This window comes from Bradyrhizobium sp. 159 (assembly GCF_023073795.1).
In the GTDB taxonomy this organism is placed as follows: Bacteria; Pseudomonadota; Alphaproteobacteria; order Rhizobiales; family Xanthobacteraceae; genus Bradyrhizobium.
Genome location: NZ_JADPKE010000114.1, coordinates 407,881 through 429,144 on the forward strand (window position 1 = coordinate 407,881; position 21,264 = coordinate 429,144).

Here is a 21,264-nt window from a genome sequence, read left to right on the forward strand (position 1 = left end):
TCCGCTACCACTTCTCACCGAAGGGGCGGATCTCCAGCTCGAAGGTCCAGGCGCTGCGCGGCTGCTGATACAGCAGCCAATAGGATTCCGCGACCGACGACGGCGGCATCAAGAGATCGGGATTGTCGAGGGCGTCCGGACCGAGCGCCTCGACCCGCCGCTGGCGCACCCATTCGGTGTCGACCCCGGAGTCGATGATGAGATGCGCAACGTGAATGTTCTTCGGCCCCAGTTCGCGCGCCGCGGCTTGGGCAACAGCCCGCAGACCGAACTTGGCACTGGCGAAGGCGGCATAGCCGATGCCGCCGCGCAGGCTCGCCGTGGCGCCGGTAAAGAAGATGTTGCCCTTGCCGCGAGGCAGCATCAGCCGCGCGGCTTCGCGGCCGGCGAGAAAGCCGGAATAGCAGGCCATCTCCCAGACCTTGCGGAAGACGCGCTCGGTCGTTTCCAGGATAGGGAAGTTGACGTTGGCCCCGATGTTGAAAATGCAGACCTCGAGCGGCGCATGTTTGTCGGCGTCTCCTAGGAAGGAAATGATCTCCTCCTCCTTGCGCGCGTCGAGCGAACGCGCGTGGATTTCGCCGCCGGCCGCCTCTATCTCCTTGACGAGCGGATCGAGCTTGGCGCCGTTGCGGCGCCCCGCAAACACTGTGAAGCCCTCGGAGGCAAACTTCTTTGCGATCTCGCTGCCGATATAGTCGCCGGCACCAATCACGGCCACGGTTGCGTTTCTCTTCTGCAAGGGTCGTCTCCCGGATTAGGTTAGATCTGTTGAAGCTGCTCTGCCGGTGCCGGAGCATCCCGCATAATGCGCTGTCCGCGCACCGTGATCACCCGGTCGCCGGCGATATCGACCGCGCCTGAAAGAGCCCGCCACTGCCAACCTCCCGAACGATCGGCCCGGTTCTTTGTCAAGGCCTATTCGGATTGGAGTTAACGTTCTTTTTTAGAACTCGTCAATTGCTAAATTGCCATCCGGCGATTTCGCGCCGGAACGGCAGAGTAGCTGTCGCTTTTCTTTGGACTTACAGAACGTCGTTTACAACATTGCTGCGAACGGCTAGCTATAGGTATCAAATAAGAACTTATAGGGAGAAGCGATCATGGAAGGTCCCGGCGTGGCGATCCTGGTGGGCGCGGGCGATGCGATCGGGGCCGCCGTCGCCCGGCGCTTTGCCAAAGGCGGCTACACAGTTTGCATCTGTCGGCGTGACGCAACCAAATCCCAGGCGCTGGTGGACGAGCTGACGGCTGACGGCCATCGCATCCATGCCTTCAGCGTCGATGCGCGGCAGGAAGCCGAGGTCCAGAAGCTCTTTTCCGATATCGAAAAGAAGATCGGACCGATCGAGGTCTGCCTTTTCAATGCCGGATCGAACGTCAACAAGCCTCTCGTGGAGACCTCCGAAAAACTGTTTTTCAAGGCCTGGGAGCTGGCCTGCTACGCCGGATTTCTCGTCGGGCGCGAGGCCGCGCGCGTCATGCTGCCGCGCGGGCACGGCACCCTTTTCTTTACCGGTGCGACGGCCAGCATTCGCGGCGGCCAGGGGTTTGCGGCGTTTTCGTCGGCGAAGTTCGGGCTTCGCGCGGTGGCTCAGGCCATGGCGCGCGAGCTTGGGCCGAAGAACATCCACGTCGTCCATCTCATCATCGACGCCGGTGTCGACAGCGAAGCCATCCACCAGCGCATGAAAGCGGCGAAGGGGATCGAGGCAAGCGAGATCCCGCCGGACAGCCTGACGAAGACCTCTTCTATCGCAGAAGCCTATTGGTTCACGCATCAGCAGAGCCGCGACGGCTGGACCCATGAACTCGATCTTCGCCCGTCGGTGGAGAAGTGGTGATGAGTACGACACCCGACCTCACCCTGTGGGGTGCCGGAACAAGCCGCACCATTCGTGCACATTGGGCGATGCACGAACTCGGCTTGTCCTACAAGGTCAAGCCGATCGGACCACGGACAGGCGAAACCAAGACCGCTGAATACACCCGGCTCAATCCCCGCCAGAAGATTCCGCTGTTGCAGGATGGCGACTTCTGCATCGGTGAAAGCGCCGCGATCGTCGCGTACCTGTCGCGCATGTATTCCACGCCGGAGCGCTCGCTGATTCCGGAAGCCACCCGCGACTATGCCGCGTGGCTCGAATGGTGCTTCTTTGTCGTGGCCGAGCTCGATTCGACGAGCCTCTATGTCATGCGCCGTCACCGGGCGGATGCGCTCGGACACATCTATGGCGTCGCCCCCGAGGTCGTCGCCCAAGCCGGCCAATATTTCCGGCAACAATTGCGGCATGTGGAGGTCGCGCTGATGGACGGGCGCCAGTTCCTGATGGGCGACCAGTTCACCAGCGCCGACCTCCTGCTCACGACGTGCCTCGATTGGGCCATCACTTATGGGGTCGACATTTGCGACAATGCGCACCCATACCTTGAGCGCATTCACGGGCGGGACGCGTATTGCAGAGCCCAGGCGGCGAATGTGCCCGTGGCGCCAATTACGCCGGTATCGGCAACCGTCTGAGAGCAATCGCCGGTGCGCGCTCCCGTCTATACGGCCGCGCGCACGCTGCGCTCGGCGATCATCTTGTCGATGGCGCGGTCGTCGTAGCCCAGATCGCGCAGTACCTCGCGCGAATGCTCGCCGACCCGGGGGGCCGGCCCGCCGATCGCGGCCTGGTTGACCTCGAAGCGGGCTGCCGGCCTCGGCTGCCGCACCCGGCCGACCTTCGGCTGATCGAATTCGGCGATGATGCCGCGGGCGAGGACCTGTTTGTTGTGGATGATCTCGGCCCGACGCAGGATCGGCGCGCAAGGTACATCCGCTGCGTCGAGGCGTTCCAGCCATTCGGCTGTCGTATGCTGGCTGATGTATTCCGCCATCTTGTTGATCCGCGCGGTGGCATTGACCGAGCGCGCCGCTGGCGTCGCAAAGCGGGGATCCTTGGCGAGCTCGGGGTCGCCGGAGGCACGGCAAAAGCCCTGCCATTCGGAATCGGAGATGGTACCGGCGGTGATGTAGCCGTCGCTGGTCTTGAACACCAAGTCCGGCCGATCATTCGGATCGGCGGCGGCTGCCTCGGCGCCGACCACCGTGTACTGCATCATTCCTTCCGGCCAGAGGTAGGAGATCATCGTATCCAGCATCGCCACTTGGATGTGGTCACCCTGCCCCGTCTTCTCACGGGCATAGAGCGCAGCCGCCACGGCCTGCGCGGTGAACACCGCGGTGGTCTTGTCGCATACGATGGTGCGGATCATCTGCGGGCGGTTCGTGACCGGCTGCGACTGGATGTCGGCGAAGCCGGACAAGCCCTGAATGATCGGATCATAGACCCGTTTCTTCACGTAGGGGCCGCTATCACCGACGCCGCTGATCGAGACGTAGATCAGGCGCGAATGGCGCTGGCGCAATTCCTCGACCCCGACACCGAGGCGTTCCATGGTACCTGGCCGGAAATTCTGCACCAGGACATCGGACTGCGCGATCAGCTTGGCGAGCACCTCGCGCCCGGCAGCGCTCTTGATGTCGATCGACAGCGAGCGCTTGCCACGGTTTGACGAGATGAACAGTGCGGAGAACTCGCCCTCCTTGTCGATGGTGGCACGGCTGCGGCGGGTGATGTCGCCACCGATTGGCTCGATCTTCAGCACGTCGGCGCCCTGGTCCGCCAGAAACATGGTCGCGAACGGACCCGACACCACGCCGGTCAGATCGAGCACTCGAACGCCGTGAAGTGGGCCGGGCATGGGCATTCTCCCTGAATTTGCGTTTGCTTTGGGTCCGAGTGGCTTTCGCCACTCAACCTGGACAGTCGGGCCGTCAGGCCGTCTTGGAAACAGGTTGTCTGGTCTGCTCGAGGATCGACTCCTCGACGTCGCGGATCTGGTCCTTGCCGAAGAACATCTCCTTGCCGACGAAGAATGTCGGTGAACCAAATGCACCGCGGCTGACGGCGTCATTGGTCAGATCGATCAGCCTCTTCTTGACGTCATCCTGCTGCGCACGCGCAATCAGCCGGTCGATGTCGATCCCCGAGGACACGAACGCGCTCCGGAAGATTTCCGGATCATCCATCTTCTTGGGCTCTTCCCACATATGATGATAGGCGGCGCGGAAGTAGGGCTCGAACATACCCTCGAACTGGGCGGCGACGGCGCCACGCATCAGCATCAGCGTGTTGACCGGGAAGAATGGATTCTGGCGAAACTTCGTGATGTTATGGCGGCGGATGAACCGCTGGGTCTCCAACGCCTGGTATTCCGGCTTGTTTTTGATCCCGCGAAGCGAATCGAACGGCGACATGTTGCCGGTCGCCTTGTAGATGCCGCCGAGCAGAACCGGGACATACGCGAACTTCACGCCGGTGCGCTGCTCGATGCCGGGAATGGCAACTTCCGCCAGGTAGGCGTTCGGGCTGCCGAAATCGAACTGGAATTCAACCTTCAGGGTCATCAGGGCCTTCTCCCGGAGAGCGAATGGCGGTCACCGGCGATCCGATCGCCAGCCCGAGGTTCGGTCAAGCATATAGTTCTGAAATAGAACTGTCAAACGTACTTGCACTCTGCTGATTTGGCCTACCGGGAGGGGTATTGTTTGGAATTCAGTACCTATCTAGAATGCGAAGCCCGGGGCCGGCCTCCGTGGCGATTCGAGACGGCCCATGCCGGGACGATTGGAGTGGGTGAATGAAGTGGAAAGAGCTCGAGGAAGAGCCATGTTCGATGGCCCGAACCATCGGCGTGATCGGCGATCGCTGGACTCTTCTGATCCTGCGCGAATGCTTCCTGCGCACGCGCCGCTTCGAGGGATTTCAGTCGGCGCTGGGGATCACGCGGCACTTGCTCGCCGAACGGCTGAAGAAGCTGGTTCGCCAGGGCATCCTGCGCCGCATTCCTTACCAGGACTCCCCCAAGCGCCACGAATATATCCTGACCCAGAAGGGCCTCGACCTCTATCCGATCATGATGGCGATCGTGCATTGGGGCGATACCCACATGGTCGACGAGCGCGGCCGGCCCTTGCTGCACCAGCATCGCAAGTGCGGAAAGGACTTCGATCCGGTCATGGTGTGCTCTGAATGCGGCGAGCCGCTGTCGGCCAAGGAGGTTCATACTCACCCTGGGCCGGGTGCGCGCAGCACCCCGGCGACGGCGGCGCCGGAGGTCCGAAAGACAAAGGCACGCTCGCGCGCCGCTTGAGGCCTGCACATCGAGGGCCTCGTGCCAGAGATGGCAATACGAGGAGGAAAGCGGCGTCGGCGCCCATTGAACCTGCTGCCACACACTCCGTCCTGATCTGGCGGCCCGCCGAAGACGGGCGTCTCGTTGAATGTCGCAGCGAAGCGATCTTTCAAATGCGATTGCCCTGCCCTACACCCGCGCCACGTCCCGGCATGGTTCGTTCGCATAGAGACGTTCAACCTGCTCGGCGCGAACTTTGAGCACCGCGCGCTGGTTGACATAGGCCTTGTCGGTGATTTCTCCTGCTGCCATCGACGGCGGATCCTTCAGCAGGGAGAAGGCGCAGACTCGTTCGCTGCTTCCGACTGCCTCGTTGTATTCCCGAAAGCGATCCTTCAGAAACTGAACCACGACAGGATCGCAGCTCAAATCAACGGCTGCAGTCTTGGATATCCGGCCTGCCTCGGTCGGGTTCAGCCAGCACAGCAGCGCGCACGTCTCGCGATTTTCGCCCGCAACAACGATGTCCAGCAAGACGCCACGTGTGGCGGCCAGGATTGCCGCACGCATGTTTCCGATTGAGACCCAGGTGCCATTCGCAAGCTTGAAGTTCTCGGAAATTCTCCCGGTAAAGCGAAGGCCCCGCTCCGGTCTCTGCGGATCCAGAAACGAGACGGTATCGCCAATGCGATAGAATCCTTCTTCGTCGAAGGCCTTTTCCGTCAGATCGGGCCGTCCGAGATAGCCGGGCGTAACGTTGGGGCCCTTGACCCGGGCCTCGTAGGTATCGGAGACCGGAATGAGCTTGAGCTGCAGCCCCGGCGCGGGAAGACCGATCTCTCCGGGCTGATCCGTTGCCCAATGCGTCGTGCTGATCGTCGGCGCGGTTTCGGTCGTGCCGTAACCCGACATGACCGGAATTCGCCGGCCGGTGGCGGCAAATGTCAATCGATAGAGTTTCTCGAGAGTGTCCTGAGAAATTGCGGCGCCAGCATAGCTCAATCGGTCCATCCGCTTGAACACGCTGGCACCAAGGTCGAGGTCGTTCTCGATTGCATCACATAAGAGGTTATACCCGGCAGGCACGTTGAACATGGCGGTTGGCGAGATCTCCCTGAGATTCTCGACCGTCTTGTGAAAGAGATGCGGCAGCGGCCGGCCATCATCGATATAGAGCGTCCCGCTATTCCTGAGGATGCCGTGAAGGATGACATTGCTACCCATCGTATGGTGCCAGGGCAGCCACTCCACCTGGACCGGCGCATCGGGCGGAGACACCAGCAGACTTCCCATTTGCAGAGAGCTTGCCATCATGCGGTGGGTGTTGAGCACGCCCTTGGGCAAGCCGGTCGAACCGGACGTGAAGAGAATTTTCGCGACGGCGTCACAAGACACCTCCCGCGATGCGCGCTCGAATCCTTCGCGCCCGGTTCGCGCGGCCAGAACCTGAAAAGGCACTGTGTCCGGCGCACCATCGACGCTGATCCAGGTCGCGGCTGCCAAGTCGGGAATGGCGCGGCCGGCGGAAAAGTCGCGTCCGCTTTGAACGAACACAAAGCTCGGACGCAGCACTTCCGCGATGTCCTTGAGACGTGCGAGGCCCCCCGGCATCACGGTGTAGTTCGGCGAGATCGGCGCCAGGACGACCCCGATCGACATCGCCGCAAACGAGATCACGGCGTTCTCGATGGAGTTTCCGGAAAGGACCGCCAGCTTGTCGGCTGGCCTTGCGCCCATATCGATCAGGCCTTGGCCGACCGCCTGAACCTGCGACCATGCCTCACCATAGGTGATCTCGTCCCATCCTCCCTTCGCATTGCGTTGCGCAAGGAAAATCCGATCCGGAACGGCATTGGCCCAGCGCGGCAGAAAATCGGTGATGCGCCAGTCGCACGGCGTCCATTCAAGAGGCGAGCTCAAGATGAGCGTACCGTCGGGGCGACGCTCGATCGAAACCTCGCGGGGGGCAAACGTCAGTGCCGTCGTCGACATCGAAAATGATCTCCCGAATTGCTGAAAGGCGACCACATGCCGTGCATTCCGTAATGCCCAGCGGCGGCCTACCGACGCATTGCAAGCTTGGGACGCAGCTCATGCGGCATCTGGCTGGGGCGAGTTCATTCGGACCTGGCGTCGAGCACCTCGCCGAAGGCTTCCCAGGTCGATCCGATCCATCGTTGCAAGCGCATCTGCGTCCAGATCATGTTCTCGGATTCGCTGGTGTTCACCTTGATCCCGGGCAGCGCGGTTGGGACGATGAAATCCTTGAGGTTCTTGGCCTGCGCCAGAATGTTCTTGCGGGATAGATCATCGCCGCATTGCTTCAGGATCTGCTCGAGCAGGATGCCTTGCTGATAGCCGGTCAGATAGCTGCCGTTGGTGATATCGACGCCGGCCAGGTACTTGTCGAGAAACGCCTGATAGGTCTGCATGGCGGGATCGTCTTTCCATGTGGGATCCACGACGTCCTTGTTGATCGTCCCGACGATCACGCCGACTGATTTGTCGAGGCCAGCCGGCGCGAGCGTGCCCCCGACCGAACCGGATGGAAAGTTGATGATCACCGTCGCCTTCCAGCCGATCACAGAAGCCTGCCGGATCGCCTGCGCGGCGAATTTCGGCGTTCCCGCGATCACCAGGGCGTCGGCACCGGAGCTTTTCAGGTTTGTGATCTGCGAGTCGACGGTCGGCTCGGTGACCTCATAGGACGCGCTGACGACCTTTCGATCGTAGTCCTTGCCGAGAAAGGCCTTGAAGGCATTGACGTAATCCTTGCCGAGATCGTCGTTCTGATAGAGGATCGCATATTTGGCGTTCGGCAGCGTCCTGGTCAGATATTTCGCGTAGATTTTTCCTTCGGTGTCGTAGCTGACAAGACCTGTCGTGGTCAGCGGGTAGCTGGCGACGTCGGTGAACTTGGACGAGCCGCTGATGATCGCGATGCTCGGTACGCCTTTCGCTCTCAGGTATTTTGCCGTGGCCGAAAGGCCGGGCGTGCCGAGCTGACCGAACATGAACGCCACCTCATCGCTCTCGACGAGCTTGCGGACGTGCTCTACCGCTTTCGGAGGGCTGTAGGCGTCGTCATAGGCGATGTAGTTGATCTTGCGGCCGTTGATGCCGCCGCGGTCATTCACCGATTGAATGTAGGCGATAAGGCCCTTGCCGACGAGACCGATCGATGACGCCGGTCCGCTGAACGGAAACACCCCCCCAATCTTGATCTCGGTCGCAGTAACGCCGACCTCGTCGGCCGCGAACGCCGGGCCGTTCAAAAGCAAAGTCAGGGCCGCAACGGCCTTCCATTTCGTCAACATTGTTCGTCCTCCCGAACCCGCACCTTCCTGGTACGTGGTCCTGTTTACTCGCGCGGCTGCACGCCCCGCCTCACCCGCAGGCCTGAGATGGTCCGGCGCGGCAATCCGTAGATGGGCGGCCGTTACGATCGGCCATCTTGTCGGTCCATCCTACAGTTCTATTTCAGAACTGGTCAAGCGATTAGATGATGGCTCGCGGAAAGTCCCGTGACGCGCCCCGGGAGGTGCCGAACTCGACTGTGAATACCCATTCAAATGCCATCATTGCACAGTGGCGACAGCTCTGATCACCGGGCAGCAAGCCTCAGCGTAGAGCCGGCGAAGAAACATAAATTCTAATACTGAACTTACTTCCTCGACCTTTGTGCTCGGCGACGATGTCAGCGATCGAAGTCCGATAGGTAACCGCCGCATTCGACGCAGTCGCCCGCCGGCCGGGATACAAGCCCGCCGCTCGCAACGAAATCATGCCAATTCTGATCACAGCGCCTCTCCTGGCGTCCTGGCGATACACCTGGCGTCCTGGCGATACACAAGGCTTAGGAACCACGACTGCACGCTCGCATTTCCCGCATGTCTGACGGGAGCACTCAAACGGGCAATAGCGGCGTCGGCGTGCTTTTGGCATTTGCTCCGCAACGAGCGCGCAATGGGAGCGAAGCACCGAAGCCGCACAGCGCCGCACGATCCACAAAAGCCGATGGCAAGGTGATCGAACCGCAAAGTCGAGGATGATCAATGCTTGAAGACCTTCGCGCGATTACCCAGCCAGGGGCCATGATAGCCGTCCTGATCGTCCTGCTGCTGATGGCCGTGGCCGATGCGGCAATCTTCATCGCGACCAGAGGATGGCCGTTCTGAGACGCTGTGAACCAGCCATTTCGCGGAGATAGGAACCTTCATACGATTGACCGGTTCGCCCTCGAACAGGGGAGCACGGCGAACATCGATGCCTGTCCGGATGCGAACGGCTCTGGTGCCATTTGCGACGTTGCCGCTGGCCGCTTGCGCCGGCCGGCAGTCCGTGCTGGACCCGCAGGGACTTCAGTCCAGCCAGATCCTTCATACCATCTTCATCTTCCTGACCGTTGCGGCCGCCGTCTGGATCGCCGTCGTGGTCGTGCTTGGAGTCAGTTTGCTGCGCCGAAAGCGCCCGGCCGACCAACCACTCGCGCTGCACCAGCCGTTTGAGCGGACGAGCGGTCGCGTCATCTTTGTCCTGGGGCTCGCAACCCTCGTCGTCGTGCTCGGACTCTCCATTGTCAGTTATGCCGGTCAGCGCACGATCTTTGCCAAGGACGAGAACGCCCTCACGCTCAAGATCATTGGCCACCAATGGTGGTGGGAAGTCCGCTATGAAGCTGACAGTCCGCATCGGAGCTTCGTGACCGCGAACGAGATCCGCGTCCCGACCGGCCAACCGGTGAAGGTCGAGCTGGAATCCGCCGATGTGATCCACAGCTTCTGGGTGCCGAGCCTGACCGGGAAGATGGACCTCATCACCGGGCAAAAGAACGAGCTGCAATTCACGGCGAAGAATGCCGGCGTCTATCGCGGGCAATGCGCCGAATTCTGCGGCCTCCAGCATGCGAATATGGCCTTCGCCGTGCTCGCGCTGCCGCCGGATGAATTCGGCCGCTGGCGCGACCACGAGAACCAGAGCGCGAACAGCCCTACGGATCAGCTTGGCAAGCAGGGCGAGGCTCTTTTCCGGGCCCGCGGATGTGCCTTGTGTCACAACATCAGCGGCACGCTGGCCGGCGGGCAGCTCGGCCCGGATCTCACGCATATCGGCAGCAGAACGACGATCGCGGCGGGAACGCTGCCGAATACGCCGGCGACGCTCGCGGCCTGGATCGCCGATCCCCAGCACATCAAGCCCGGCAATCTCATGCCAAAGATGCCGCTGCAGTCGGGCGAGCTCATCGCGATCCTACACTATCTGGAGCAGCTCAAGTGAGCATCGCCGCTGAACCACGTGAGATACGGGACGACGTCCTGAATGGCCTTCAGCTGTCCACGCAGCTGGAGCGGGTGTGGCGCACGCCGTCCGGATGGACGGGTGCGCTCACGTCGGTGGACCACAAGGTCGTCGGCCGCCGGTATATCGTCACCGCTTTCGCTTTCCTGCTTCTCGGCGGCATTCTCGCGATCCTGATGCGCGTTCAGCTTGCCGGACCGGAGAAGACGTTCCTGTCGGCCGACAAGTACAACCAGATCTTCACCATGCACGGCTCGACGATGATGTTCCTGTTCGCCGTGCCGGTCATGGAGGCGTTCGCCGTCTATCTCGTGCCGCTGATGGTCGGCACGCGGAACATCGCCTTTCCGCGCCTCAATGCCTTCAGCTATTGGATGTTTCTGTTCGGCGGGTGCTTCCTCTGGATTTCCTTTGCGCTCAATGTCGGCCCGGACGTCGGCTGGTTTGCCTATGTCCCGCTCTCCTCGCTGCAATACACGCCGACGAAGCGCCCGGACGTGTGGGCGCAGATGATCACCTTCACCGAAGTCGCTGCGCTTGCAGTCGCCGTCGAGATCATTGTCACCGTTTTCAAGCTCCGTGCGCCCGGGATGACCCTTGACCGCATTCCGTTATTCGTGTGGGCCATGCTGGTAACGGCCTTCCTGGTGATGTTCGCGATGCCCTCGGTCATGGTCGCATCGACGTCGCTGATCCTCGACCGGCTCGTCAACACCCGCTTCTATGATTCATCCTCGGGTGGGCATCCGCTGCTCTGGCAGCATCTGTTCTGGTTCTTCGGCCATCCGGAGGTCTACATCATCTTCATTCCAGGCACCGGCATGGTTTCAGCAATCCTGGCGACCTTCGCGCGCAGGCCGGTGGTCGGCTATCCCGTCGTCATTCTCTCTCTGATCGCGACTGGCTTCCTGTCGTTTGGTCTGTGGGTCCACCACATGTTCGTCACGGGCCTGCCCCAGCTCGGCGCCGGCCTATTCACGGCGTCCAGTATGCTGATCGCGGTGCCGAGCGGGCTGCAGATCTTCTGCTGGCTGGCAACGCTCTGGGACGGACGGCCGGTCTACCGCACGCCGCTCCTGTTCGTGATCGGTTTCATCGTGATCTTCGTGCTCGGCGGCCTGTCCGGCGTGATGGTCGCCTCGGTCCCGATCGACACCCAGGTGCACGACACTTACTTCGTCGTTGCGCACTTTCACTACGTCCTGATCGGCGGCGCGGTGTTCCCGCTCATCGGTGCCGTCTATTACTGGTTTCCGAAGATCACAGGCAGGATGCTCAGCGAGAGCCTCGGTCGCTGGAATTTCTGGCTGGCCTTCATCGGCTTCAACGTCGCGTTCTTCCCGATGCACATTCTCGGGCTGATCGGAATGCCGCGTCGGGTCTACACCTACACGGCCGACATGGACTGGGCGCACTTGAACCTGGTGTCCAGCGGCGGCGCGCTCGTTTTCGCGCTCAGCTTCGCGCTGCTTCTGGTCAATGTGATCTACAGCCTGCGCAAGGGTGAGCTCGCGGGCGACAATCCTTGGAGCGCTTCAACATTGGAATGGGCAACGTCCTCGCCACCGCCACCGCAGAATTTCGATCGCATTCCGGTCGTCAAACACCGCGATCCGCTGTGGGCCGATAGCATGAGCCTGCCTGTCGTCGCGGGTCTGAGCGCGGAGCGGCGCGAAGTCCTGCTGACCTCACTGGCAGAGGCCGAGCCGCAAATCCGCGAAGCATCGCCCGAACCCAGCATCTGGCCACTGCTCACAGCTATCGCAACCACGGTGTTCTTCATCGGTTCGATCTTCACGCCATGGGCGGTGCTCTGGGGCACGCCGCCGATGGCCGTCACCTTGATCGGCTGGTTCTGGCCGACCGGCAGCAGGGAGGACGAGGAGTGAGACAGACCATCGTCCGCAATGTCGCCGAACTGCCGACTTACGGGTACGGCCCACGCAGTGGACCATGGTGGGGCGCCATGGGCTTCATGGCGCTCGAAGGCATGGGCTTTGCCATCGCGATCGGCGCCTATCTTTATCTCTACGCCGTCAATCCGAACTGGCCGATCGGCGCCGCGCCGCCCGATCTTTGGCCAGGCAAGGCCGAGGTCGCGGTCTATCTGCTCAGCATCATCCCGAACGAGATCACCAATCGGGCCGCGCACCGGCAGGATCTTGCGAAAGTGCGGATCGGTCTCATCGTGATGGCCGTGATCGGCACCGCCCTTCTTGTTCTGCGCGGCTTCGAGTTCGCCCATCTCAATACGCGCTGGGACAATTCCGCCTACGGATCGATCGTGTGGCTCATTCTCGGATTGCACACGACCCATCTCGCCACCGATGTTGGCGACACGATCGTTCTGGCCGTCCTGATGTTCACGAGGCACGCAAAGCCGCGCCGCTTCAGCGATGTAACCGACAACGTCTTCTACTGGAACTTTGTCGTGCTTGCCTGGCTGCCTCTGTACGTGCTGCTGGATTGGGTGCCGCGCCTATGACCGAAGCTGACGGACATTCCAGATTACTGTATTGGGCCGGCGTTGCGCTCGGGCCGATTGCATGGGGTATTAATTTGCAAGGTGTCTACGTGTTCGCGCACTTCTCGTGCGAGAAGACGAGGATGAGCGGAGCAATCCTGAGCGCTGTTCTGGCCATCCTCGCCCTTGCAGGCACCGTCATATCGGCACTCGCGGTTCGGCGCGGTGCCAGCGCCGAATGGTCCGATGCGCAAGGTGGCGGTCCCAGGACGTTCATGGCGTGGCTCGGCGTCGGCTCCGGCGTGCTGTTCGCGCTGGTCATCGCGAACCAGCTCGCCGCGTCGCTCATGATCAGCCCATGTCTGCGCTGAGCTTTGCGGCGTTGTTGCTTGCGCTGCTCGCGCAGCCGGCCGCCGCGCACGGACTATCCGATGTCGATTCGGGATCACTCTGGAGCTACGACCCCTGGCTCATGGCCCCGCTCTATGCCGCGGGCATTGGCTTCTATGTTGGAACGCAGCGCCTCTGGCGGCACGCGGGAGGCGGCCGCGGCGTCAGCTTCCGGCAGGTCGCCGCGTTCTGGACCGGCTGGCTCGTCGTCGCGCTTGCGGTGACTTCGCCGCTGCACTGGCTGGGCGAGCGGCTGTTCACCGCGCACATGGTCGAGCACGGCTTGCTCATGCTCGTGGCGGCGCCACTGATGGCGTTTGCCCGGATCAACGGCCCGCTGCTGTGGAGCCTACCGGCCTCGTTCCGGCCATCGGTGGGCCGAATTCTCAATCTGCCGATACTGGTTTGGCCGTGGACTTTTGTGAGCCACCCCATCAGCGCGACCATCTTTCAAGGCGCGGCGCTCTGGATCTGGCATGCACCACCCTTCTACGCGCGGGCGCTTGAGAACGCCGGGATCCATCGCCTCCAACACGTCAGCTTCTTTGTGACCGCGCTGTTGTTCTGGTGGGTGCTGCTGCATGGCCGCGGACGGGGCCGCAGCACCCGAACTCGCGACGGCATCGCCGTCGCCTGCCTGTTCATCACCATCCTGCATTCCGGTGTGCTCGGGGCCCTGCTGACCGTATCGCCGCGGCTCTGGATCCCGGCGCAGGGCGCCCTCGCCGGGGAATTCGGCCTCTCGCCCCTTGAAGACCAGCAGCTTGCAGGCATCCTGATGTGGGTGCCCATGGGCATACTCTACACAGCCGCCGCATTGTTCTTTGCTCACCGGTGGCTGACCACGAACGGTGGCCACTCGCACCTGCCGCTCATGAGCGGTCCTGCATAGGAACCGCAACTTCTCTTCGGACGTTCGCCTGCTGAGTGCGACACTCCAGGGAGGCCACATGGGCAAACGATCTGTCATGGCAGCAACGGCTGTCTTGTCCACGGCGTTCTTGGTGCCTGCAATCTTGAACGCGCAGGACCAACCCCGGCCGGCTATGTCGTGTCCGGTCGACCATGAGCAGCTCGCCGATATCCTCAAAAAGAGTGTGAAGCCCGGCGGTGGGCCGGGCAATGGAGGCTTCGACAACAACGAATGGGCTGCTGTCGTCAATCGACAGGGTCTTGTCTGCGCGGTCGCCTACAGTGGCAGCAAGGTCGATGATCAGTGGCTGGGCAGCCGAGCAATCGCAGCCGAAAAGGCGAATACGGCGAATGCGTTCAGCCTGAAGGACAAGGCGATCGCCACGGCCAACCTCTACGCGGGCGCGCAACCTGGCGGAATTCTGTTCGGCGCAGGTCTCAGCAACCCACCATCGCCAGAGGTTCTGTACTCGGGCTCGCCCGACGAATTCGGCACGGCGCACGATCCAATGGTCGGAAAGCCCGTGGGCGGCGTGATCGTCTTTGGCGGTGGGCTGGCGCTCTATGACGGCAACGGGATCGCCGGTGCGCTTGGTATCAGCGGCGACAGTTCCTGCGCCGATCACAATGTTGCCTGGCGCGTCCGCCACCTGCTTGGACTTGACCGCGTGCCGGCCGGAGTCAGTCCCAATATGAAGGACGCGATCATCTATGACATCGGCCCGGACGGCAGAAGCCCGTCAGGATTCGGCCACCCCAAGTGCAACGGCAAGGAGGATCAGATCGCGGTCGATCTCGGCGCAGGCGTATCGGGCAACGTCGTGAGATAGCTGCGAATCCCTCCTTTTGGAACCAAGGGGAAGCGCAACGTTTGTACGTTCGCACCGGCCTGCAACGCGGCATGGCCTCGTCACCGCCATGGAGTGCCTTACACATGTTAGTGCGTGGTTTCGCGCGGTTGCTGAGCGTCCTTTGCGCATTCGGCGCGCTGCTGTCGTCGGGGTCGGCACAAACCGATCTTGCCAGCCGCATGAAGGATCCGGGCCAATGGCCCATGGCCGCGCGCGATTACGCCAACACGCGCTACAGCGAGCTCGACCAGATCAACGCGACCAACGCTTCGCGCCTCCAGCTTGCGTGGACCTTCTCGGTTGGCGCCGATCGCGGCCAGGAAGCGGCGCCGCTCGTCGTGGACGGCACTATGTACGTGGTCGGCCCTTATGCAGGCCCCTACCCCAACCGTGTGTTCGCACTCGATGCCACCACAGGTGAGTTGAAATGGTCTTACGCGCCGAAGCCGGAGCCGGCGGCCGCGGGCGTTGCCTGTTGCGATGTCGTCAATCGCGGGCTCGCTTTCGACAACGGCAAGGTCTTCCTCAATACACTCGATAACCACACCGTCGCCATCGATGCGAAGACCGGCAAGGAACTCTGGCACACGAAGCTCGGCGAGATCAACAAGGGCGAGACCATCACGATGGCACCCATCGTGGTGAAGGGAAAGATTCTCGTCGGCAACAGCGGCGGCGAAATGGGCGTTCGAGGCTGGGTCACGGCGCTAGATGAGAACACCGGCGCCATCGCCTGGCGCGCCTATTCGACGGGCCCCGACAAGGAGGTGCTGATCGGGGACGATTTCAAGCCGTTCTATGAAAATCTCAAGGGCACGGATCTCGGCGTGAAGAGCTGGCCGGCCGATCGCTGGCAGGTCGGCGGCGGTACGGTCTGGGGCTGGATCTCCTACGATCCTGATCTGAACCTGATCTACTACGGTACTGCCAATCCAAGTCCCTGGAATGCCAACCAGCGCAGCGGCGACAATCTCTGGAGTACCACGATCTTTGCGCGCGATCCGGACACCGGTCGCGCCAAATGGGCCTACCAGATCAACCCGCACGATCTGTTCGACCACGATGAAGTCAACGAGAACGTGCTTGTCGACCTGGAGCTTAGCGGCCGGACCCGCAAAGTTCTGATCCATCCCGGCCGCAACGGCTACATGTACGTCATGGATCGCGCGACAGGCGAAGTGATCTCGGCCGACGCTTATGAGTTCGTCAACAGCTACAAGGGCGTCGATCTGAACACCGGCAAGATCATCCCAAACGAGGAGAAGACGCCGCTGGTCGGCAAGACCGTCGAGAACATCTGCCCGAGCGCGCCCGGCGCCAAGGATTGGCAACCGTCGGCCTGGTCACCGCAGACCAGGCTGCTGTACGTCCCGCATCAGCACCTTTGCATGGACTTTAAGGCCTCGCAGGTCGGCTATATCGCCGGCACGCCCTATGTCGGCGCGGACGTTGATATGTATGCCGGCCCTGGCGGCTATCGCGGCGAGTTCATGGCGTGGGACCCGGTCGCGCGCAAGAAGATCTGGGAGATCCACGAGAAGCTTCCGGTCTGGAGTGGCGCGCTGGTGACGGCCGGCGACGTGGCGTTCTACGGCACCATGGATCGCCTTTTCAAGGCGGTAAATGCCAGGGATGGGCGTGTGCTCTGGCAATTCCGTGCCGGATCCGGGTTCATCGGCCAGCCGGTTTCCTATCGCGGCTCCGACGGACAGCAATACATCGCGATCCTCTCGGGCGTCGGCGGTTGGCCGGGGGTGGTGGCCAATGCTGAAGTCGATCCGCGCGTGCGCAATGCCGCACTGGGCTTTGCGGGCGCGACGCAGGATTTGCCGTTTTACACCGCCGGCGGGAGCGAGTTGCTGGTGTTCAAGCTTGGAGACGCAAAGGGTGAGGACACCAGCCATGCGCCCTCGAAGTAATTGTCCGGGCATCGCCCTCGGCATCCTGATCGGGCTCGCGAGCACCGGAGCGGCGGCATCGGATGGCGAACTCCGTGTCTGTGCCGATCCGAACAATCTGCCGTTCTCGAACAGGGCGGAAGCGGGATTCGAGAACAGGCTCGCAGCCATGGTCGGCGAGCATTTCGGCCAACAGGTCGCCTACACTTGGTGGGCGCAGCGGCGCGGCTTCGTCCGCAACACGCTTAATGCCGGCAAATGCGACGTCGTGATGGGCGTACCAGCCGGCTACGATCTCGTGGAGACGACAAAGCCGTATTATCGCTCAAGCTACGTGTTCGTGGCTCGGCAGGATAAGCAGTTCGATCTTTCGTCGCTGCTCGACCCGCGCTTACATCACCTCGTGATCGGCGTGCATCTGATCGGCGACGACGGCAACAATCCACCGCCTGCGCAGGCGCTCGGCGAACAAGGCATCGTCGACAATGTCCGCGGCTATTCTATCTACGGCGATTTTCGCCACGCTGATCCGCCCGCGCGCCTGATCGAGGCAGTCGAGAACGGCGAGATCGATGTTGCTGCCGCCTGGGGGCCGCTGGGCGGCTATTTCGCGCAGCGCTCTCCCGTCCCGCTGACGGTCACGCCAATTCGGGATTACGAGCGCTTTGGCCCCCAGCAGTTCCAGTTCTCCATTGCCATGGGCGTACGCAAGGACGACCACGCGCTGCGCGACCGGCTGAATGCATTCATCGACGAGCATCGATCCGAGATCATGTCGCTGCTGCGCAGTTTCGGCGTGCCGCTGGTCGAAAAGCCGGTCACGGCGTCCGGAGGGCATGAGTGATGTCTGCTCCAGCATTAGGCATGAGCTTCCTATCGTTGCTCCTCGCGATCGTGTCGAACGGCGCCGGAATTGCCCAGCAGACTCTACCGCAGTCACAGGAGGCGCAGATGCCGGCACCGCGCCCCAATTTCGGCGGCAGCGTCGGCAACGGTAGGCCCGGCGTCTTCATGCAGGTCCCGGTCAGCCACCTCTTCCCCGGCGCGCAGCCGGACCGACCCCAGATCAATAATCCCGTGCAAGGCGATCCCAATGCGGAGCAGCGCGGGATGACTTATTACGTCAACTTCAATTGCGTCGGTTGCCACGCGCCGAACGGCGGCGGCGGCATGGGGCCGGCGTTGAGCAACAACATCTTCACCTATGGCTCGCAGCCAGAGAGCATCTATCTGTCGATCTACCAGGGGCGGCCCAATGGAATGCCGGCCTGGGGCGGTGTGCTGCCCGACAGCGTGATCTGGGACCTCGTCACTTATATCGGCAAGATCAGCAACGAGCCGAACCGGCAATGGGGCCGGACCTTCTCGGCAAATCCGCTATCCCCTGAAGTGGAGCAAGTCCCGAGCGAGCAGGTCTCGACGACCGATCCGTGGTCCGCCACCAAGTCCTTCAATTTCGGCCGAAAACCCTGATCGGGAAAGCGGAGCAGCCGATGGGGACTCCAACGACACGATCGCTCATCGCCTCCCTGCTGGCCCTGACGGCGGTGGCCTGCGACAAAGGCACGCCTGCCGGCCCGGACAATTTCATGGGCGATGCGCGCCGTGGCACCGATCTCGTCAAGCAATACCAGTGCGGCGGCTGTCACGACATTCCCGGCATCGCCGGTGCCGACGGCAATGTCGGCCCACCTCTGCACCGGATCGGCACGCGGACCTACATCGCCGGCTACATCCAGAATTCGCCGGACAATATGGCCGACTGGATCGAAGATCCGCAGCGGGCGTTGCCGGGCAACGCCATGCCGAGAATGGGCATCCCGCAGAAGGACGCGCGTGATATCGCGGCGTTTCTCTATACGCTGAAGTAGGAAATATGACCCCCATCCACTTGTTCCGTGACGCGCCACTGCTCGCGATCACCATTGTGAACGTCGCTATCATGGGATTGGCCCTCGCCGGCGGCGGCGCCTGGCTCGCTGTGCTTGGCGGCTCCTTTTACTATCTCGTCGCCGGGGCCATGCTTCTGCTCACCGCGTGGCTGCTTACGCGCCGGCGTGCCGAGGCGCTCTGGGTGTATGCCGCGCTGATGCTTGGCACGATGGCGTGGGCAATCTGGGAGGCCGGCCTCGATTTCTGGTCCCTGGCGCCGCGCGGCGATGTGCTTGCGCCGCTGGGCGTCTGGCTGTTGTTGCCCTTCATTACGCGTCGTTTGGCACCTCGCTTGCGTGCCGCGCGATGGGCGCTCGGCCTCGTACTGATGGCGGCGGCGGCCGTGCTCGCTCTCTCCCTCACGCGCGATCGCCACGATCTTGCCGGCACGGTGCCGGAGAGCGAAACGACGGGCGCCATTGCCTCCTCCGAAGCAGCCCCGCCCGCCGCCGGCGAAAACTGGACGGCCTATGGCGGCACTGGCTGGGGGACGCGCTATTCCTCGCTCAGTCAGATCACCAAAGCCAACGTGAAGGACCTCAAGCTCGCCTGGGAATTCCGCACCGGCGACCACAAGGGTCCTGATGATCCCGATGAGATCACCAACCAGGCGACGCCGCTCAAGATTGGCGATCTCCTCTATACCTGCTCGCCACACCAAATCGTGTTCGCGCTCGACGCTGCGACCGGCAAGTTGCGCTGGAAGTTTGACCCTCAGATCCAACACAACAAGGCCTTCCAGCACATGACCTGCCGCGGCGTGTCTTATCACGCGACAAAGCCTGGCGCGGTCACGGCCGACGGCGCGCCGGCCCCAAGCGATTGTCCGCAGCGCATTTTCGTGCCGACGAATGACGGCCGGATGTTTTCGCTGGATGCCCAGAGCGGCACGCCCTGCGCCAGCTTTGGCAACCAAGGTCAGATCGACCTCAAGGAGGGAAGCGAGGTCCAGACGCTCGGCTTCTACGAGGGTACCTCGCCGCCCGTGGTGACCGACAAGGTTCTGATCGTCGGTGGCGCCGTCATCGACAACTACTCCGACCGCGTGCCTTCAGGCGTGATCCGCGGCTTCGACATCTATTCCGGGCGACTGATATGGGCGTTCGACGCCGGCAATCCCGATCCGAACGAGATGCCCTCCGCCTCGCATCATTTCACGGCCGGTTCACCCAATTCGTGGAGCATCTCGGCGGTCGACGAAAATCTCGGGCTCGTCTACGTCCCGCTCGGCTCAAGCTCTCCGGATATCTGGGGCGGCGGCCGTTCGTCGGACAAGGAGCGTTACGATTCGGCGCTGATCGCGCTCGATATCGCCAGCGGAAAACTACGCTGGTCGTTCCAGAACGTGCACCATGATCTCTGGGACATGGACATGCCTTCGCAGCCGAGCCTGGTCGATCTGCGTTCGAATGGCGGCACCACGCCGGCGATCTACATTCCGGCAAAGACGGGCGACATTTTCGTGCTCGACCGCCGCGACGGGCATCAGCTGGTGCCCGCGCCGGAGAAGCCCGTGCCGCAGGGCGCCGCACCCGGCGACCGGCTGTCCCCCACCCAACCCTTCTCGGAATTGAGCTTCCGGCCACCCGGCATGCTGACGGACGCGCAGATGTGGGGCAGCACGATGTTCGACCAGCTCGCCTGCCGTATCAAGTTCAAGCGTCTCCGTTACGAAGGGCCGTTCACGCCGCCTTCGGAGCAAGGCACGCTGGTGTTCCCGGGTGATTTCGGCATGTTCGAGTGGGGCGGAATTGCCGTCGATCCACAGCGACAGATCGCGATCGCAAACCCTCAATCGATTCCGTTCATTTCCCGCCTGGTGCCGCGTGGAAGAGATAATCCGGCCGCGCCGAACGCTGCGCATCCACCCGGCACCGAACTCGGCGTTCAACCGATGTACGGCGCTACCTATGGCGTCGAACTCGGCATCTTCCTGTCGCCGCTCGGCATCCCCTGCCTCGCCCCGCCCTGGGGGAATATCGCGGCCATTGCCCTCAAGACGCACAAGGTGGTGTGGCAACACCGCATCGGCACGATCCGCGATCAGGCCCCTGTCCCGCTTCCGTTCAAGCTGGGCGTTCCCATGCTGGGCGGGCCGATCGTGACCGCGGGAGGCGTCATCTTCATCACGGGGACAATGGATGATTATATCAGGGCATTCGACGTCGGTGATGGCCAGCAGCTCTGGCAGGACCGCCTTCCCGCTGGCGGCCAATCAACGCCGATGACTTACGAGACCGGCGGCAAGCAATACGTAGTGACGGTCGATGGCGGCCACGGCTCGTTCGGCACCAGGCTCGGGGACTACGTGCGGGCCTACGCGCTGCCATGATGTCCG

20 protein-coding genes are annotated in these 21,264 nt (G+C 62.3%); 15 read left to right on the plus strand and 5 right to left on the minus strand.

Annotated features, from left to right (window positions below; translation table 11 throughout):
• Positions 1-4 precede the first annotated feature (4 nt).
• Positions 5-742 carry an SDR family oxidoreductase gene (locus IVA96_RS35120; RefSeq protein WP_247422315.1) on the minus strand — a complete coding sequence of 246 codons (738 nt, stop codon included), beginning with the start codon at positions 740-742 and terminating at the stop codon, positions 5-7.
• 361 nt (positions 743-1,103) lie between these two features.
• On the opposite strand from IVA96_RS35120, the gene IVA96_RS35125 reads away from it, so the two are divergent.
• Positions 1,104-1,844, plus strand: coding sequence for an SDR family NAD(P)-dependent oxidoreductase (locus tag IVA96_RS35125; RefSeq protein WP_247280444.1), 741 nt, complete (start codon positions 1,104-1,106; stop codon positions 1,842-1,844).
• Positions 1,844-2,521, plus strand: coding sequence for a glutathione S-transferase family protein (locus IVA96_RS35130; protein ID WP_256465516.1), 678 nt, complete (start codon positions 1,844-1,846; stop codon positions 2,519-2,521). The genes IVA96_RS35125 and IVA96_RS35130 overlap by 1 nt, the downstream gene beginning before the upstream one ends.
• A 26-nt stretch (positions 2,522-2,547) precedes the next feature.
• Here the strand turns inward: IVA96_RS35130 and IVA96_RS35135 are convergent, their stop codons facing one another.
• Positions 2,548-3,747 (minus strand): CoA transferase, encoded by a 1,200-nt coding sequence (locus IVA96_RS35135; RefSeq protein WP_247422317.1) that lies wholly within the window; start codon positions 3,745-3,747, stop codon positions 2,548-2,550.
• A 73-nt stretch (positions 3,748-3,820) separates the two neighbouring features.
• Positions 3,821-4,453: a 2-hydroxychromene-2-carboxylate isomerase gene (locus tag IVA96_RS35140; protein ID WP_247422319.1), complete on the minus strand. Its 633-nt coding sequence runs from the start codon at positions 4,451-4,453 to the stop codon at positions 3,821-3,823.
• Between the two features lie 233 nt (positions 4,454-4,686).
• On the opposite strand from IVA96_RS35140, the gene IVA96_RS35145 reads away from it, so the two are divergent.
• Complete coding sequence (locus IVA96_RS35145) at positions 4,687-5,199, plus strand: helix-turn-helix domain-containing protein (RefSeq protein ID WP_247280440.1); 513 nt, start codon at positions 4,687-4,689, stop codon at positions 5,197-5,199.
• Positions 5,200-5,370: 171 nt separating this feature from the next.
• Here the strand turns inward: IVA96_RS35145 and IVA96_RS35150 are convergent, their stop codons facing one another.
• Both IVA96_RS35150 and IVA96_RS35155 read right to left on the minus strand, forming a co-directional pair.
• A complete protein-coding gene (locus IVA96_RS35150; RefSeq protein ID WP_247422322.1) occupies positions 5,371-7,173 on the minus strand; it encodes an AMP-binding protein in 1,803 nt (600 codons plus the stop codon).
• A gap of 125 nt (positions 7,174-7,298) precedes the next feature.
• Positions 7,299-8,498 carry an ABC transporter substrate-binding protein gene (locus tag IVA96_RS35155; protein WP_247422324.1) on the minus strand — a complete coding sequence of 400 codons (1,200 nt, stop codon included), beginning with the start codon at positions 8,496-8,498 and terminating at the stop codon, positions 7,299-7,301.
• Positions 8,499-9,236: 738 nt separating this feature from the next.
• On the opposite strand from IVA96_RS35155, the gene IVA96_RS35680 reads away from it, so the two are divergent.
• The 12 genes from IVA96_RS35680 to IVA96_RS35210 all read left to right on the plus strand — a co-directional run bounded on the left by IVA96_RS35680 (position 9,237) and on the right by IVA96_RS35210 (position 21,258).
• On the plus strand, positions 9,237-9,359 hold the full coding sequence (locus tag IVA96_RS35680) for a hypothetical protein (protein WP_256464853.1): 123 nt from the start codon (positions 9,237-9,239) through the stop codon (positions 9,357-9,359).
• An 88-nt stretch (positions 9,360-9,447) separates the two neighbouring features.
• Positions 9,448-10,458 (plus strand): cytochrome c oxidase subunit II, encoded by a 1,011-nt coding sequence (gene coxB / locus IVA96_RS35160; protein ID WP_247280437.1) that lies wholly within the window; start codon positions 9,448-9,450, stop codon positions 10,456-10,458.
• Positions 10,455-12,368, plus strand: coding sequence for a cytochrome c oxidase subunit I (gene ctaD / locus IVA96_RS35165; protein WP_247422326.1), 1,914 nt, complete (start codon positions 10,455-10,457; stop codon positions 12,366-12,368). The genes coxB and ctaD overlap by 4 nt, the downstream gene beginning before the upstream one ends.
• Positions 12,365-12,964, plus strand: a complete 600-nt coding sequence (locus IVA96_RS35170; RefSeq protein ID WP_247422328.1) for a cytochrome c oxidase subunit 3 — start codon at positions 12,365-12,367, stop codon at positions 12,962-12,964. The genes ctaD and IVA96_RS35170 overlap by 4 nt, the downstream gene beginning before the upstream one ends.
• Complete coding sequence (locus IVA96_RS35175; RefSeq protein WP_247422330.1) at positions 12,961-13,314, plus strand: hypothetical protein; 354 nt, start codon at positions 12,961-12,963, stop codon at positions 13,312-13,314. The genes IVA96_RS35170 and IVA96_RS35175 overlap by 4 nt, the downstream gene beginning before the upstream one ends.
• Positions 13,302-14,225, plus strand: coding sequence for a cytochrome c oxidase assembly protein (locus tag IVA96_RS35180; protein WP_247422332.1), 924 nt, complete (start codon positions 13,302-13,304; stop codon positions 14,223-14,225). Before IVA96_RS35175 ends, IVA96_RS35180 begins: the two co-directional genes overlap by 13 nt.
• 58 nt (positions 14,226-14,283) lie before the next feature.
• Complete coding sequence (locus IVA96_RS35185) at positions 14,284-15,075, plus strand: heme-binding protein (RefSeq protein ID WP_247280432.1); 792 nt, start codon at positions 14,284-14,286, stop codon at positions 15,073-15,075.
• Positions 15,076-15,179: 104 nt separating this feature from the next.
• A complete protein-coding gene (locus IVA96_RS35190; protein WP_256465513.1) occupies positions 15,180-17,015 on the plus strand; it encodes a methanol/ethanol family PQQ-dependent dehydrogenase in 1,836 nt (611 codons plus the stop codon).
• Positions 16,999-17,838 (plus strand): substrate-binding domain-containing protein, encoded by an 840-nt coding sequence (locus IVA96_RS35195; RefSeq protein ID WP_247422335.1) that lies wholly within the window; start codon positions 16,999-17,001, stop codon positions 17,836-17,838. Before IVA96_RS35190 ends, IVA96_RS35195 begins: the two co-directional genes overlap by 17 nt.
• Positions 17,838-18,467, plus strand: coding sequence for a cytochrome c (locus tag IVA96_RS35200; RefSeq protein WP_247422337.1), 630 nt, complete (start codon positions 17,838-17,840; stop codon positions 18,465-18,467). The genes IVA96_RS35195 and IVA96_RS35200 overlap by 1 nt, the downstream gene beginning before the upstream one ends.
• Before the next feature lie 20 nt (positions 18,468-18,487).
• Positions 18,488-18,865, plus strand: a complete 378-nt coding sequence (locus IVA96_RS35205) for a c-type cytochrome (protein ID WP_247422339.1) — start codon at positions 18,488-18,490, stop codon at positions 18,863-18,865.
• Positions 18,866-18,870: 5 nt separating this feature from the next.
• Positions 18,871-21,258: a membrane-bound PQQ-dependent dehydrogenase, glucose/quinate/shikimate family gene (locus IVA96_RS35210; protein ID WP_247422341.1), complete on the plus strand. Its 2,388-nt coding sequence runs from the start codon at positions 18,871-18,873 to the stop codon at positions 21,256-21,258.
• Positions 21,259-21,264: the final 6 nt, after the last annotated feature.

Coding starts and splice junctions, on each gene's coding strand:
- IVA96_RS35135 (WP_247422317.1), bottom strand. CDS start 3,747: ATGCCCGGCCCACTTCACGGCGTTCGAGTGCTCGATCTGACCGGCGTG.
- IVA96_RS35125 (WP_247280444.1), top strand. CDS start 1,104: ATGGAAGGTCCCGGCGTGGCGATCCTGGTGGGCGCGGGCGATGCGATC.
- IVA96_RS35145 (WP_247280440.1), top strand. CDS start 4,687: ATGAAGTGGAAAGAGCTCGAGGAAGAGCCATGTTCGATGGCCCGAACC.
- IVA96_RS35185 (WP_247280432.1), top strand. CDS start 14,284: ATGGGCAAACGATCTGTCATGGCAGCAACGGCTGTCTTGTCCACGGCG.
- IVA96_RS35130 (WP_256465516.1), top strand. CDS start 1,844: ATGAGTACGACACCCGACCTCACCCTGTGGGGTGCCGGAACAAGCCGC.
- IVA96_RS35205 (WP_247422339.1), top strand. CDS start 18,488: ATGGGGACTCCAACGACACGATCGCTCATCGCCTCCCTGCTGGCCCTG.
- IVA96_RS35200 (WP_247422337.1), top strand. CDS start 17,838: ATGTCTGCTCCAGCATTAGGCATGAGCTTCCTATCGTTGCTCCTCGCG.
- IVA96_RS35190 (WP_256465513.1), top strand. CDS start 15,180: ATGTTAGTGCGTGGTTTCGCGCGGTTGCTGAGCGTCCTTTGCGCATTC.
- IVA96_RS35195 (WP_247422335.1), top strand. CDS start 16,999: ATGCGCCCTCGAAGTAATTGTCCGGGCATCGCCCTCGGCATCCTGATC.
- IVA96_RS35180 (WP_247422332.1), top strand. CDS start 13,302: ATGTCTGCGCTGAGCTTTGCGGCGTTGTTGCTTGCGCTGCTCGCGCAG.
- IVA96_RS35210 (WP_247422341.1), top strand. CDS start 18,871: ATGACCCCCATCCACTTGTTCCGTGACGCGCCACTGCTCGCGATCACC.
- IVA96_RS35150 (WP_247422322.1), bottom strand. CDS start 7,173: ATGTCGACGACGGCACTGACGTTTGCCCCCCGCGAGGTTTCGATCGAG.
- IVA96_RS35680 (WP_256464853.1), top strand. CDS start 9,237: ATGCTTGAAGACCTTCGCGCGATTACCCAGCCAGGGGCCATGATAGCC.
- IVA96_RS35175 (WP_247422330.1), top strand. CDS start 12,961: ATGACCGAAGCTGACGGACATTCCAGATTACTGTATTGGGCCGGCGTT.
- coxB (WP_247280437.1), top strand. CDS start 9,448: ATGCCTGTCCGGATGCGAACGGCTCTGGTGCCATTTGCGACGTTGCCG.
- IVA96_RS35155 (WP_247422324.1), bottom strand. CDS start 8,498: ATGTTGACGAAATGGAAGGCCGTTGCGGCCCTGACTTTGCTTTTGAAC.
- IVA96_RS35140 (WP_247422319.1), bottom strand. CDS start 4,453: ATGACCCTGAAGGTTGAATTCCAGTTCGATTTCGGCAGCCCGAACGCC.